General features: G+C 71.3%; 8 protein-coding genes and 2 pseudogenes. 5 read left to right on the forward strand and 5 right to left on the reverse strand.

Annotated elements, in window-relative coordinates; translation table 11 throughout:
* The first annotated feature begins 20 nt into the window (after nt 1-20).
* The 4 genes and pseudogenes from QQY24_RS05360 (at nt 21) to QQY24_RS05375 (ending at nt 4,412) form a co-directional block, all read left to right on the forward strand.
* Nucleotides 21-890: a LysR substrate-binding domain-containing protein gene (locus tag QQY24_RS05360; RefSeq protein ID WP_301971502.1), complete on the forward strand. Its 870-nt coding sequence runs from the start codon at nt 21-23 to the stop codon at nt 888-890.
* A 49-nt stretch (nt 891-939) separates the two neighbouring features.
* A pseudogene (locus QQY24_RS05365) lies at nt 940-1,245 on the forward strand (MFS transporter); the annotation flags it as partial.
* A 365-nt stretch (nt 1,246-1,610) separates the two neighbouring features.
* Nucleotides 1,611-3,437, forward strand: a complete 1,827-nt coding sequence (locus tag QQY24_RS05370; RefSeq protein WP_301971503.1) for a long-chain fatty acid--CoA ligase — start codon at nt 1,611-1,613, stop codon at nt 3,435-3,437.
* Nucleotides 3,438-3,575: 138 nt separating this feature from the next.
* Nucleotides 3,576-4,412 (forward strand): aldo/keto reductase, encoded by an 837-nt coding sequence (locus QQY24_RS05375; protein ID WP_301971504.1) that lies wholly within the window; start codon nt 3,576-3,578, stop codon nt 4,410-4,412.
* A 352-nt stretch (nt 4,413-4,764) separates the two neighbouring features.
* Here QQY24_RS05375 and QQY24_RS05380 read toward each other — a convergent pair whose 3' ends face one another.
* Nucleotides 4,765-6,558, reverse strand: a complete 1,794-nt coding sequence (locus QQY24_RS05380; protein ID WP_301971505.1) for a glycoside hydrolase family 6 protein — start codon at nt 6,556-6,558, stop codon at nt 4,765-4,767.
* A gap of 34 nt (nt 6,559-6,592) precedes the next feature.
* Entirely contained in the window at nt 6,593-8,083 is a 1,491-nt protein-coding gene (locus tag QQY24_RS05385) for a cellulose binding domain-containing protein (protein ID WP_301971506.1), read from the reverse strand.
* 260 nt (nt 8,084-8,343) lie between these two features.
* Here QQY24_RS05385 and QQY24_RS05390 point away from each other — a divergent pair, with 260 nt between their 5' ends.
* Nucleotides 8,344-11,259 carry a glycoside hydrolase family 48 protein gene (locus QQY24_RS05390; RefSeq protein ID WP_301971507.1) on the forward strand — a complete coding sequence of 972 codons (2,916 nt, stop codon included), beginning with the start codon at nt 8,344-8,346 and terminating at the stop codon, nt 11,257-11,259.
* 376 nt (nt 11,260-11,635) lie between these two features.
* On the opposite strand, the gene QQY24_RS05395 is transcribed toward QQY24_RS05390, so the two are convergent.
* From QQY24_RS05395 to QQY24_RS05405, 3 genes and pseudogenes are all read right to left on the reverse strand, one after another.
* Nucleotides 11,636-13,255 carry an MFS transporter gene (locus QQY24_RS05395; RefSeq protein WP_301971508.1) on the reverse strand — a complete coding sequence of 540 codons (1,620 nt, stop codon included), beginning with the start codon at nt 13,253-13,255 and terminating at the stop codon, nt 11,636-11,638.
* A gap of 320 nt (nt 13,256-13,575) precedes the next feature.
* Nucleotides 13,576-13,984 (reverse strand): annotated as a pseudogene (locus QQY24_RS05400) (class I SAM-dependent methyltransferase); the annotation flags it as partial.
* A 5-nt stretch (nt 13,985-13,989) separates the two neighbouring features.
* Nucleotides 13,990-14,295, reverse strand: a complete 306-nt coding sequence (locus tag QQY24_RS05405; protein WP_301971509.1) for a 4a-hydroxytetrahydrobiopterin dehydratase — start codon at nt 14,293-14,295, stop codon at nt 13,990-13,992.
* Between the last annotated feature and the right edge of the window lie 212 nt (nt 14,296-14,507).

Consider the following 14,507-nt stretch of genomic DNA (forward strand, 5'->3'; position numbering starts at 1 on the left):
CGGCGGCTAGGCTGGCGTGCGTGTACGACCCGTCGCAATTGCGCACGTTCCTGGCGGTGGCGCAGACACTGAGCTTCACACAGGCCGCCCGGCGGCTGGGCCTGCGCCAGTCGACGGTCAGCCAGCACGTGCGCCGGCTGGAGGACGCCACCGGCCGGCAGCTGTTCGCACGGGACACCCACTCCGTGGAGCTGACCGAGGACGGCGAGGTCATGCTGGGCTTCGCCCGCCGGCTGCTGGAGGTGCACGAGCGGGCCGCGGCGTTCTTCGCCGGCACCCGGGTGCGGGGCCGGCTGCGGTTCGGGGCCTCGGAGGACGTCGTCCTCACCCGGCTGCCGGAGATCCTGGAGGGGTTCCGCCACGACCACCCCGAGGTCGATCTGGAACTGACGGTGGAGCTGTCGGGCACCCTGCACGAGCGGCTGGCCGCCGGGAAGCTGGACCTGGTGCTGGCCAAGCGGCGCCCGGAGGACCGGCGCGGCGAGCTGGTGTGGCAGGACGACCTGGTGTGGATCGGCGCCGAACGGCTCCGCCTGGACCCCGACCGGCCGGTGCCGCTGATCGTGTACCCGCCGCCCGGCATCACCCGGGCCCGCGCGCTGGAGGCGCTGGAGGACCAGGGGCGGCAGTGGCGCATCGTGTGCACCAGCGGCAGCCTCAACGGGCTGGTCGCCGCCGCGCGTGCCGGGCTGGGCGTGATGGCCCACTCCCGGCGGCTGATGCCGCCCGGTCTGTTCCGGGTGGGGGACCGGGCGGGCCTGCCGGACCTGGGCAAGATCGACTTCGTCCTCGTGCACGGCCGGCGGCGGGGCACGGCGGAGGACGCCGCGAACGCCCTGGCGGCGGCGGTCCTGGCGGGCGGTGGGCGCCTGCGCCACCGGGGCGCCTGAGGGACCCGGCCCCCGCGGGGCGCGCGGCGCCCCCGCCGTCCCGGCTCAGCGCCGCCCGGGGTACGCGCTGGGGGTGGCGGTCCTCGGCACGGTCCTGACCTCCCGGATGACCGGCACGCTCTCCCGGCCGGCGGCCCACACGCTGGCCGGCGGCGGCGCGACGGCACTGCGCGGCGGCGTCGCCGAGCACACCCCGCGCGTGGCGTTCGCCTCGGGTCTGAACGGCGCGTTGGTGAGCGCGGGCCTCGCGGGGATCGCCGCGGGCGCCCTGGTGCTGGTGCGCACGCCCCGGCCGCCGGCGGGGACGCCGGCCGGGGCGGCGCCGCGGGAGGCGGCGGTGAGCCCGCACGGCTGACGCGCGCACGACGGCGAGGGCGGCCCCGGAGCACCGGTGGGGCCGCCCTCGGCCGTCGCGGAGGCCGAGCCCGTCCGGACGGGGGCGGGCCCGGCCCCCGTCCGGACGGGCTCGGCGTGCGGGGCCCGGTCCGCGCGCCGTGACCGGGAGGTACAGATTCGGTGGAGATTGAGGCCCCGGGGCTTATCGACCCGTCAGTATTGTGTCCGTCCCTTCCCCATGTGCGGGTATTTTCCGGCCGGGGCCGGAGAGGTACGCCGGGTTTGCCCGGCTTCCCTTCTCCTCCCGCCGGGCCAACGGGTGGGGTAGCTTTCACGGCGCTGTGCGGAGCATCACGGCCGTGGACGACGAGCTAGGAGCGGGGATTGCGCGAGTTCACCAACCCTCCGCCGGCGTCGGCGCCGCCGGCCGGCGGTCTGGCCGACGCCGTCTTCGAGCACGCCCGCACGGACCCGGCGCGCGTCGCCCTCGCCCGCAAGGACGAGTCCGGGCAGTGGCGGGACGTGACCTCGGCCGAGTTCCGCGACGAGGTGCTCGCCCTGGCGAAGGGGCTGCTGGCCCGGGGCGTCCGGTTCGGCGACCGGGTCGCGATCATGTCCCGCACCCGCTACGAGTGGACCCTGTTCGACTTCGCGCTGTGGGCGATCGGCGCCCAGGTGGTGCCGGTCTACCCGACGTCCTCGGCCGAACAGTGCTTCTGGATGCTGTACGACGCCGAGGTGTCCGCGGCCGTCGTGGAGCACGAGGACCACGCGATGACGATCGCCACCGTCATCGACCGGCTGCCGCGGCTGCACCAGCTCTGGCAGCTGGACGCGGGCTGCGTGCGGGAGCTGTACGACGCCGGGGCGCACCTGGACGACGAGACGGTGCACCGGCACCGGGTGGCGGTCACCCCGGAGTCGGTGGCGACGGTCATCTACACCTCGGGGACCACCGGCCGCCCGAAGGGCTGTGTGCTCTCGCACGGGAACTTCATGGTCGAGGCGGACACCGTCGTCGAGCACTGGGATCCGGTGTTCCGCTCCAGGAGGGGCGAGGACGCCTCCACGCTGCTGTTCCTGCCGCTGGCGCACGTGTTCGGGCGGATGGTGGAGGTCGCCTCGATCCGCGGCCGGGTCCGCCTCGGGCACCAGCCGCAGCTGAACGCCGCCGCCCTGCTGCCCGACCTGCAGGCGTTCCGGCCGACGTTCATCCTCGCGGTGCCGTACATCTTCGAGAAGGTGTTCAACGCCTCCCGCCGCAAGGCGGAGAAGGAGGGCAGGGCCGGGCCGTTCGAGAAGGCCGTCGAGGTCGCGGTGAAGTACGCGGAGGCGCTGGAGGCCAAGGCCTGGGGCACCGGACCGGGCCCGTCGGCGGGCCTGCGCATGCAGCACCAGGTGTTCGACAAGCTCGTCTACGCCAAGGTACGGGCCGCGATGGGCGGCCGGATCCGCAACGCGATGTCCGGCGGCTCGGGCATGGACCGCAGGCTGGGGCTGTTCTTCGCCGGGGCCGGCGTGCAGGTGTACGAGGGGTACGGCCTGACGGAGTCGACCGCCGCCGCCACCGCCAACCCGCCCGAGCGCACCCGGTACGGCACCGTCGGCCGGCCCATCCCCGGGGTGACCGTGCACATCGCGGACGACGGGGAGATCTGGCTGCGCGGCGGCAACGTCTTCCAGGGCTACCTGAACAACCCGAAGGCCACCGACGAGGCCCTGCACGACGGCTGGCTCGCCACCGGCGACCTCGGTTCCCTCGACGAGGACGGCTACCTGACCATCACCGGCCGCAAGAAGGAGATCCTGGTGACCTCCGGCGGCAAGAGCGTCTCCCCCGGCGTGCTGGAGGAGCGGGTCCGCGACCACCCGCTGGTCAACCAGTGCATCGTCGTCGGCAACGACCGCCCCTACATCGCCGCCCTGGTCACCCTGGACCAGGAGGCCGTGGAGCACTGGCTGCAGATGCGCGACAAGCCCCGGATGAGCCCGGCCCGGCTGGTGCGCAACCCGGACCTGGAGGCGGAGGTGCGGCGGGCGGTCGTGGCCGCCAACACCCTGGTCTCCCAGGCCGAGTCGATCCGCACCTTCCGCATCCTGGCGCAGCCGTTCACCGAGGAGCACGGCCTGCTGACGCCGTCGCTGAAACTGAAGCGGAAAGCGATCGAGAAGGCGTACGGCAAAGAGGTCGAGGCCCTCTACCAGGCCTGACGGGAGAACCGGCCGGTGCGCCGTGCGGAGCGCCGGCCGGTTCTCCCGGCGTGGACCGTACGGTCAGGAATGCATCGCGGCCCGTGATCGTTGACGATGGGAGTACCACCTGTCGACAACCGAAGGATCAAGAAGCTCGTGAGCAGCAAGGTCCCCCCGATCATCCTCAACAACGGCGTCGAGATGCCCCAGCTGGGCTTCGGCGTCTGGCAGGTACCGGACGACGAGGCCGAGCGGGCCGTCGCCACGGCGCTCGAGGCCGGGTACCGCAGCATCGACACAGCGGCGATCTACGGCAACGAAGAGGGCACCGGCAAGGCCATCGCCGCCTCCGGCCTGCCTCGCGAGGACGTCTTCGTCGCCACCAAGCTCTGGAACAGCGACCAGGGGTACGACGCCACGCTGCGCGCGTTCGACACGTCGCTGCGGAAGCTGGGGCTCGACTACGTCGACCTGTACCTGATCCACTGGCCGCTGCCGTCCCGCGACACCTACATCGACACCTACAAGGCGTTCGAGAAGCTGCACGCCGACGGCCGCGTCCGGGCGATCGGCGTGTCCAACTTCCTCCCCGAGCACCTGCGCCGGCTGGCCGCCGAGACGTCGGTCGTCCCGGCGGTCAACCAGATCGAGCTGCACCCGCACCTGCAGCAGGGCGAGTCGCGCGCCTTCCACGCGGAGCGGGGCGTCGCCACCGAGGCCTGGTCGCCGCTCGGCCAGGGCAAGGGCCTGCTGGAGGTGCCGGCGATCGTCGCCATCGCGCAGAAGCACGACCGCACCCCGGCGCAGGTGGTGCTGCGCTGGCACGTCCAGCTCGGCAACGTGGTGATCCCGAAGTCCGTGACGCCCTCGCGGATCAGGGAGAACATCGCGGTGTTCGACTTCAGCCTGGACGACGAGGACCTCGCGGCGATCAACGCGCTGAACGAGGACCGGCGGATCGGACCGGATCCGGCCACTTTCGACGTGGCCTGACCCCCGCGCCCACGGCCGCCCGCCCCGCCGCACCGCGGGGCGGGCGGCCGTGTCCGTGTCCCCGTCTGCCGTCGTGGTCCTCGTGGTGGTCGTGCGCCCTGGTGGTCAGCCTCTCGTCCGGACGCGCACAGCGTGCGGCGGCGCACCGGACGCGGGCCGGCGGTGTTTCCGGTACCGCAGAGAACGGAGGCGGAGGGCGGGGGCGGCAAGTCCGGCGGGGCGGGCGGGCACGGGAGCGGCCGGGCACCGGTGACGGTCGGTGCCCGGACGTTTCCGGTGCCCGGACGCACGCTCCGCCGGGACCGGGCCCGCGGTGCGGCCCCGGTTCCGGCGGACGTTCACCGCGCCGCTGCTACGGCAGCGGCGGGTAGGCGTTCTGCATCAGCTGCTGGAACTGGGCGGAGAACCAGTGCCCGGCCAGCGGGGAGTTCGGCAACGCGCCCGTGGGGTTGTTGCCGTTGCGGGCGTTGCCCCCGTAGGTGGGGTCGCACATGCGGTCGAAGCCCTTGCCCTCGTCGTTGGAGACGGCGGAGCTGGCTCCGTCGGACTCCCCCGGCGGCTTGACCCACACGTAGGCGTCGATCCCGGCGGCCGGTGCGGCGGTCGGCCGTTCACCGAGGCCCGCGCCGCTCTGGTTGCACCAGTTGCCGGCGTGGATGCGCCGGTCGACGCGGCCGCCGTTGACGTAGTTGTCGACCGAGGTCAGCGGGCCCGGGCCGGTGGGCCGGGCGGAGCCGCCCCAGCCGTTGCGGGAGGTGTCGATCAGCATGCCGAGCCCGGAGTTGAAGCCGGCCGCGACCAGCTTGTCGCGCAGCCCCTGGGCGAAGGACTGCTCGTCCACGTACTGGTTCCAGTCCACCCACTTGGACTGGCGCACGGTCTGCCCGTTGACGGAGTCGGTGACCTTGAAGTTCGGCTCCTTGGTGGGGCTGTAGTTGGCGGTGTTGACGACGAAGCCGGTCACGTCGTTCACGCTCGCGCCGTTGCTCGTGGCGGTCCTGTAGAACTCCTGCACCGAGGGGCCGAGGTTGCTGTCCCAGCCGAGCCAGCCGTGGTGGCCGGCGTCGATGTAGTTGTAGACGTTCGGGATGGCGCCCAGCTTGTCCAGGGCGTAGCCGACGCCCTTCTCGTAGTTGCCGTTGGCCTTCATGGTGGTGCAGGCGTCGGTGGTGGTGTTGGTACCGCCGGCGTTGGTGACGAGGTTGGGCAGCGAGTCGGGTTCGATGACGGTGGCGATCCGCAGGCCCGCGTACTTGGCGTCGGCCAGGATCGAGGCGATCGGGTCGATGTACTGGGTCTTGTACTTGTCGATGTCGTTGGGCCCGAGTTCGCCGTTGGAGGCGAGGGCGGCGCAGTCGCGGCCGGGGAGGTCGTAGATGACCAGCTGGACGACCAGGTTGCCGGTGCCCTTCTGCTTCAGGGCCTCGTCCAGGTGGGCGCGCAGCCCCATGCCCCCGTTCACGCCGTTGATGGCGGCGATCCGGTCGAGCCAGACGGCGGTGGGCTGGTTGGCGACGCGGCTGCCGCCCGGCTCGGCGGCGGCCAGGGCCGACCACTCCGGGTTCACGTACACCTTGGACCCGCTGTAGGGGTTGTCGACGCGGGTGCCCGTGCCGCCGCCGGTGTCGCCCCCGGTGCCGCCCGTGCCCCCACCGGTGTCGCCCCCGGTGCCGCCCGTGCCGCCGCCGGTGTCCCCACCCGTGCCGCCGCCCGTGCCGCCGGCGTCGACGTTGCAGGTGACGCCGTCGAGCGTGAACGTGGTGGGGACGGCGTTGGTGCCGGTGTAGGTGCCGTTGAAGCCGAAGCTGACGGTGCCGCCGGTGGCGAGCGAGCCGTTGTAGCTCTCGTTGGCGGCGGTGACGGCGGTGCCGCTCTGGCTGAGTTTCGCGCTCCAGCCGCTGGTGACCTTCTGGCTGCCGGTGTACGACCACTTCAGCGACCAACTGGGCTTTGCAGCAGCGTTGTTGGTGATGGTCACGGCGGCGGTGAAGCCGGTGTCCCACTGGCTCTGGATCTTGTAGTCGACGGTGCAGGGCACGGCGGCGAGGCCGGTGGCGGAGCCGGCCGGCATGGCGGCGAACGCCGTCCCGGTGGCTCCGGCGAGGAGCCCGAGGGCCACCAGCAGCGTTGTCTTGGTACGACTCATGGGTGCGGGTTTCCTTCTTCCGAGGGTGCGGGGATCACGGGTTGAGGGCGCGCAGGTGGTCGCGCAGCCCGACGCCGTACGCGGTGGGTGTGCCGTCGTAGGCGGAGATCAGGGACGGCCCGGAGGAGCAGTCCCAGGTGTTCCAGGTCCAGCCGAGGTACGACAGGTTCCGGTCGTCGAACCACTGCATGACCCGGTCGGTGAACCCGTGCGAGCAGGTGTTCTCGCCGACCTCTCCGGCCACCAGCGGCACCTGGGCCGCGACCGGGGCGAGGGTGGAGTTCCAGCAGCTCTCGCTCGCGCAGGTGTTGAAGTTGTAGACGTGGTACGCGGCGGCGAGATTGCCCGCCGGGTCGGCCGGCCGGTACGCCGGCCACTGGCTCAGGTCGTTGGAGTACGCGAGACCGCCGGCCATGATGACGTTCTTCGCGCCGGCGCCGCGGACGGCGTCGACCAGGTCCTGCATGCCGGCGACCTCGTAGGGGATGCCGGGGCAGGTGCCGCCGTCCCGCCAGCACGTCCAGGCGTCCGTGGCGCTGGAGACCGCCCGGTCCGGATACGGCTCGTTGAACAGGTCGAACACGGCCGCCTGGTCGCCCTTGAAGGTGTCGGCCACCGACGCCCAGAAGGACGGGGCGTACTGCGCGTCGGGCATCGGCTTCTGGCAGGTGGCGTGCACGTCGGAGCAGCCGGCCGAGTTGCCGGTGTACTGGCCGTAGGACCAGTGCATCTCCAGGACCGGTGTCATGCCGTGCGCCTCGACGCGGGCCACCAGTTCCTTGACGGCGTTGACGTAGTTCGCGCCGCCGTACTCGGGTTTGACGTTGGACAGTCCCAGCCAGCACTCCTCGTTGAGCGGGATGCGGACGGCGTTGGCCTTCCAGTCGGCGATCGCCTTCACGGCGGCGTCGTCCACCGGGCCGTCCCAGATGCCGTAGCCCTGGACGCACATGAACTCGCCGCCGGAGCGGTTCACGCCCAGCAGGCGGCGGGTCCTGCCGGCGGCGTCCACGAGCCTGGTGCCCGAGACGTGCAGGGCGGGCGCCGTGCCGCTCGACGGCGGGGGGCCGGTGGGCGGGGGGTCGGTCGGGGGAGGTGTCGTCGGGTCCGGGTCCACGTTGCACGCCGTGCCGTTGAGCCTGAAGGCCGCCGGTGCGGTGTTGGCGCCGGACCAGGAGGCGAGGAAGCCGGCGCTGACGCTCGCGCCGGAGCCGAGCGCGCCGTTCCAGCTCTCGCCGGCGGCGGTCACGGTGGTGCCGGACTGGGACCACTTGGCGTTCCAGCCCCGGGTGACCTTCTGACCGCCCGCGAAGTCGAAGGTGAGTTTCCAACTGCTCAGCGCGGCCTGGTTGTTCGTGATGCGGACGGAGCTCTGGAAGCCGCCGTCCCACTGGCCGGTGACGGAGTAGTCCACCGTGCACGCGGGCGTGGCTCCCTCGGCCGCGACGACCGGGACGACCACGCTCCCGAGGAGCGCGACCGCACCGGCGACGGCCAAGAGCACTGGACGCGGGGGGTGTCGCATGAGCGACTCCTTGCAGCTTGGCGCGTCCGCCACGGACGCGTCGACTGATGGAACCGCTCCCACTGGTGCGTTGGAAGGTAGCGCCAAGTCACGTGATTGCAAAGGGGAGTTGCGAAAATTTCCGCGACCGGGACCGTCGAATCTTTTCGATTCTCCGCGGACCTTGACCGCTCACAGGCCCGCCCTCACCATGGGAGCGCTCCCACTGGTTCAAGCCTTGACCTCCCCCCGAGCCGCAGCCGCAAGGAGGAACCAGCACCATGGATCCCGGACGCAGACGCAGAGCCGCGCGACGGTGGTGGACAGCCGCCCTGGCCGCGCTCGCCCTGCCCCTGACGACGCTCGCCACCGGTACCACCGCCGCGCACGCGGCGGCCGTGCAGTGCAGCGTCGACTACAAGACCAACGACTGGGGATCGGGCTTCACCGCCGACCTCACCCTCACCAACCGCGGCACGAGCGCGATCGACGGCTGGACCCTGACCTACGGCTACACGGGCAGCCAGAAGCTGACCGGCGGCTGGAACGGCAGCTGGTCGCAGTCCGGCCAGAACATCACCGTGCGCAACGCCTCGTACAACGGCACGATCGCCGCCGGAGCCGCGGTCTCCACCGGCGCGCAGTTCACCTACAGCGGCACCAACACGGCCCCCGCCTCCTTCGCGGTCAACGGCACGACCTGCGCCGGCGCGCACCAGCCGCCGGTCACCGTGCTGACCAGCCCCGGTGCGGGCGCGGTCTACACGCAGGGCGACGCGGTGCCGCTCGCGGCGACCGCGGCGGCGGCCGACAGCGCGACGATCGCCAAGGTGGAGTTCTACGACGACACCACGCTGCTCGGCACCGACACGAGCGCGCCGTACGCGCTCTCCGCCACTGGTTTGACCGTGGGCAGTCATTCTCTGGTGGCGAAGGCGTACGACAGTCTGGGCGCCTCCGCCGAATCGGTCCCGGTCGGCATCACGGTGGCCTCGGGGCCGGCGGTGGTGGCCTCGCCGGCCCAGCTCGGCGTCCAGCAGGGCAAGAGCGGGACGTTCGACGTGAAGCTGTCGACGCAGCCGAGCGCGAACGTGACCGTGAGCGTGGCGCGCACGGGCGGGAACACGGGCCTGTCGGTCACCGGCGGCGCGTCGCTCACCTTCACGCCGTCCACCTGGAACACGGCGCAGAAGGTGACCGTCACGGCCGACTCCTCCGGCACCGGCAGCGCCACCTTCACCGCATCGGCGACGGGCTACGGCAAGGCGACGGTCACGGTGACGGAGCTGGCCGGGTCGAAGGCGTACGACGCCCGCTTCCTGGACCTCTACGGCAGGATCACCAACCCGGCGAACGGCTACTTCTCCCCCGAGGGCATCCCGTACCACTCGGTGGAGACGCTGATCGTCGAGGCCCCGGACCACGGCCACGAGACCACGTCGGAGGCGTACAGCTACCTGCTGTGGCTGCAGGCGATGTACGGCAAGGTCACCGGCGACTGGTCCAAGTTCAACGGCGCCTGGGACATCATGGAGAAGTACATGATCCCCACCCACGCCGACCAGCCGACCAACTCCTTCTACAACGCATCCAAGCCGGCGACCTACGCCCCGGAGCTGGACACGCCCAACGAGTACCCGGCGAAGCTCGACTCCTCGGTGCCGGTGGGGACGGACCCGATCGCCGGTGAGCTGAAGAGCGCGTACGGCACGGACGACGTCTACGGCATGCACTGGATCCAGGACGTCGACAACGTCTACGGCTACGGCGACGAGCCCGGCAAGTGCGAGGCGGGCCCGGCGGCCACCGGTCCGTCGTACCTCAACACCTTCCAGCGCGGCGCGCAGGAGTCGGTGTGGGAGACCGTTCCGCAGCCGACCTGCGACGCGTTCAAGTACGGCGGCACCAACGGCTACCTGGATCTGTTCACCGGCGACTCCTCGTACGCCAGGCAGTGGAAGTACACGGACGCCCCGGACGCCGACGCGCGTGCGGTGCAGGCCGCGTACTGGGCGGACGTGTGGGCCAAGGCGCAGGGCAAGAGCGGTGACGTCTCGGCGACGGTCGCCAAGGCGGCCAAGATGGGCGACTACCTGCGCTACGCGATGTACGACAAGTACTTCAAGAAGGTCGGTGCCTGTGTGGGGCCGTCGTCCTGCGCGGCCGGCACCGGCAAGGACGCCTCGCACTACCTGCTGTCCTGGTACTACGCCTGGGGCGGCGCGAACGACACCAGCGCCGGCTGGGCGTGGCGCATCGGCTCCAGCCATGTCCACGGCGGCTACCAGAACCCGCTGGCCGCGTACGCGCTCAGCTCCACCGCCGACCTGAAGCCGAAGTCGGCCACGGGCGCGGCCGACTGGGGCAAGTCGCTGCAGCGGCAGCTGGAGTTCTACCAGTGGCTGCAGTCGTCGGAAGGCGGCATCGCGGGCGGCGCGACCAACAGCTGGCAGGGCCGGTACGCCACCCCGCCGGCCGGCACGGCCACGTTCTACGGCATGTACTACGACCCGCAGCCGGTCTACCACGACCCGCCGTCGAACCAGTGGTTCGGCTTCCAGGCCTGGTCCATGGAGCGGGTCGCCGAGTACTACCAGCAGACCGGGAACGCCCAGGCGAAGGCGGTCCTGGACAAGTGGGTGAAGTGGGCGCTGTCCAAGACCACGGTCAACCCGGACGGCACCTTCCGCATCCCCTCCACCCTCCAGTGGTCGGGCCAGCCCGACACCTGGAACGCGTCGAGCCCCGGCTCCAACAACGGGCTGCACGTGACGGTGGCCGACTACACCGACGACGTCGGTGTGGCGGCCGCCTACGCCAAGACGCTGAGCTACTACGCCGCCAGGTCCGGTGACGCGACGGCGAAGGCGACGGCGAAGGCGCTGCTGGACGGCATGTGGGACAACCACCAGGACAGCCTGGGCATCGCCGTCCCGGAGACCCGCAGCGACTACAGCCGGTTCAACGACAGCCTGTACGTGCCGAGCGGCTGGAGCGGGAAGATGCCCAACGGCGACGCGATCACCTCGACGTCGACGTTCTCCTCGATCCGGTCCTTCTACAAGAACGACCCGGCCTGGTCGAAGATCGAGGCCTACCTCAAGGGCGGCGCCGCGCCCGTGTTCACGTACCACCGGTTCTGGGCCGAGGCGGACATCGCCCTGGCCATGGGCTCGTACGCGGAGCTGCTCGAATAGTCCCCGCTGACGCTCCGCGTACGGGATCCCGTCACAGGACGACGGGGTCACCGGGCCGGGCGGTCCCCACCCGCACGGGGGGACCGCCCGGTCCGCCTGACCTTCAGGCCGTACCGGATCCGCTTCACCCGCCCATGGGCGAGCCCGCCCTCGGATGCCGGCGATGGGATGGCGGCGACGGCCTGCCGCGCTCGGGAAGAGGTTGGACCCGGCACGCGCGATCGGGTCGGGGGCGTCGAACGCGGCAGACGGTTCCGCGGGCCTGCGCGAGGCCTTCACTTCGGAGGTGCCTTGCCGATCGAGCGTGGTGGCGGCGTGGGCCCCCCATCGCGGGTCAGTGGGAACCTCTTCCCGTTCCCCGTCCGCGAACGGCCCGTCACGCGGTGGAGCGGGGCTCGGAGCTGCGGGCCCCTTCATGGTCCGGCTCCGGTGTCGGCTCCTTCTTCCTCCCGGCGGCGGGCAAGGTGATCAGCAGCACGACTGCTGCGACGAGTGCGATGAGCATGATCCAGACCGCGCCGACGTGCATGGCGTGGATGAACGCATGATCGGCAGCCCGCGCAAGAGCGGGCCGGTGGATGGTGGTGGCGACGTGGCGGGCCTGTTCCGCGGAAACCCGGGCGCCGTCCCGCAGCGCCTCCGGGACATCGTTCAGCGAGGGTTCGATCGCGCCTCGATACGCGATCGACATGATCGTGCCGCCCACCGCAATCCCGATCACACTGCCGGCCTGCCGCGCCGTGTTGGTGACGGCCGACCCGGCACCGGACCGTTCCAGCGGCAGGCTGCTGAGCAGTGCTCCGGTCACCGGGGCCATCACCATGCCGACGGAAAGGCCCTGTGCCAACAGCAGGATCTCGATCCGGACGAGTGGGGTGTGCAGATCGAGAAGTCCGACCGCGCCCATGGTGAACGCCGCCACAGTGAGCGCCGGCACGGCGACAGGGCGCAGCGACCACCGGCGAACCAGATGTGCGCCCAGGGGCGCCCCTACGATAGCGCCGACCGCGGTCGGAACATTGGCCAAGCCGGCCTTCATCGGCGAGAAGCCCAGTGCACCCTGCATGTAGAACGCGTTGTAGAAAGTGACGGCGGCCACGGAGAAGAACAGCAACGCCATGGACGCGTTTCCACCACCGAACATCCGCTGGGCAAGCAGCCGGGGATCGAAACTCGGTTCCTTTTTTCTCAATTCGACGAGCACGAAAGCGGCCAGCAGGACAAGCCCGACCGCGATCGGCGCCCAGACGTCCCAACGACTCCAGGCGTCCACCTGCCCCGCGCGAATCAGGCCGTAGGTCAACGCCGCGAGTCCGCTGATCGACAGCAATATCCCAGCCGGATCCAGCGGCCGCACGGTGGGGCTGCGGAAACCGGGGACCACCAGGACGATCCCAGCCAGTGCCAGCACGGTGATCGGGACGTTGACGAGAAAGACCGAACCCCACCAGAAATGGCTGAGCAGGAGTCCCGCCAACACCGGGCCCGCCGCCATTCCGACACCGGTGGACGTCGAGGAGATGGCGATTGCGGTTGCCCGCCCGGGGCCGGTGAAGGTCCACAGCAGGATGGCGAAGTTGGCAGGCATGATCAGTGCGGCGCCGACTCCCATCGCGGCCCGGGCGGCAATCAGCTGGCCTGCATCGCCTGCGTACGCCGCCCAGACCGAGGCCCCGGCGAAGATCACCAAGCCAATTGCGAGCACGTTCCGGTGGCCGAAGCCGTCACCCAGTGCGCCGGCGGTGAACATCAAGGTGGCGAAGACCAGGGTGTATGCACCTGTGGCCCATTGCAGCTCGGCCGGGCCGGCACCCAGTCCACGGACCGGGTCGGCAAGGGTCTCCAGGGTAATGCTGAGGACGGTGTTGTCCAGCCAGATCAACAGCGAACACACCATAAGAACGGCAAGAATCAACTGCTGCCTGAACTTCGACAGCGTCGGAGGCGCGGTCATGAACACCTTCGGATATCGATCGACGAGAACCCGGACGAACATAAGCAAGCTCCACGACACTGTCAAGTTTAGAAATTTTCGCCAAGGCTGTTGCGGCCAATCGAACCATATGCCTCTGCCGGATTTGCGGACTGAATATTTTTGTGCCTCCGGCGGATTTTCGAGTTGAAGAATTTCACCTCCGTCGGGGATTGCAACTGAGCGAATCCTCTGCCTCCGGCGAGCTTCTTCAGCGGTGCCGCTCCGGGGTGAGGATGGCCTTGGCGATTGACGTCATGCGGTTCGGACTGCAGCGGGATCCGCTGCACGTTCACTCCGTGCCGGCGGTGCTTGTGGGAGTGGTCCGCGCGTGAGCCACCGACCCGGTCGACGGTGGTGACGAAGACCCCGCCGGGCCGCGGCACCCGGGCGCACTCGGCGAGGACGGCGCGCACGTCGGCGGGGCCGGGCAGCAGGTGCGGCGGCCGGGTGCCGGTGACCGCGTCGAAGGCGGCGCCGACGAGGGGCAGCCGGCGGCCGTCGGCCCGCAGCACCACGCCGGGCAGCCGGGCCGCGGCCGTCCGCGCCATGGCGGGGTCGGCGCCCGTCACCCGCGGGCCGGGCGGCGGCCAGGCGGCGGGTGACGAGGCCGGTGCCGCAGGCGAGGCCGAGGAGACGGGCCGCGCCGCCGGACAGCAGTCCGAGGACGGCGCCGGCGGCGGCCTCGGCGCGCGGCTCGCCGCCGCGGGAGGCCGTCGCAGGCGCCGGCGCTTCCTCGTCGTGGTCGGGCACGCCCCTCAGTGTGCTCCGTGGCCCGGGGCGATGTCCTCCACCCTGCGGGCGAGCCCGAAGTCCTTGGCGGTGACGGCGCCGCCCGCGCTGTGGGTGTGCACGCCGAGCGAGACGGTGCGGTACCCGAGGGTGAGGTCGGAGTGGTGGTCCAGCTCGTCCTGGATGCGGGCGATGTGCACGACCAGGGCCGTGGCCGCGAAGTGCGAGTCGAGCCGGTAGGAGCGGGTGAGGCGGTTCCCGTCCAGGGACCAGCCGGGCAGCTCGGCGAGCCGGTCCTCGATCTCCTCCTGCGACAGCGGTGCGACGGCCATGGTGGTCTCCTTTCGTGGCGGCCCGGGCGCGGGCCGGGCGGGCGGACCCGGGGAGGATCCACCGGGGCGGGGGTGCGGACGGGCCAAGTGAGGCGTGGTCGGTGTGGTGGGTGCGTGGCCGGCGTCGTGCGTGGCGGATGGGTGGCGGGCGCCCGGCCGGCCTGCCACGGCCGGGCGCCCGGGCGTTAGGCCCGTTCGGACGGCCGTGGCCG

Origin of the sequence: Streptomyces sp. TG1A-8 (assembly GCF_030499535.1) — a bacterium.
GTDB lineage: Bacteria > Actinomycetota > Actinomycetes > Streptomycetales > Streptomycetaceae > Streptomyces.

Coding starts and splice junctions, on each gene's coding strand:
- QQY24_RS05380 (WP_301971505.1), bottom strand. CDS start 6,558: ATGAGTCGTACCAAGACAACGCTGCTGGTGGCCCTCGGGCTCCTCGCC.
- QQY24_RS05385 (WP_301971506.1), bottom strand. CDS start 8,083: ATGCGACACCCCCCGCGTCCAGTGCTCTTGGCCGTCGCCGGTGCGGTC.
- QQY24_RS05390 (WP_301971507.1), top strand. CDS start 8,344: ATGGATCCCGGACGCAGACGCAGAGCCGCGCGACGGTGGTGGACAGCC.
- QQY24_RS05395 (WP_301971508.1), bottom strand. CDS start 13,255: ATGTTCGTCCGGGTTCTCGTCGATCGATATCCGAAGGTGTTCATGACC.
- QQY24_RS05405 (WP_301971509.1), bottom strand. CDS start 14,295: ATGGCCGTCGCACCGCTGTCGCAGGAGGAGATCGAGGACCGGCTCGCC.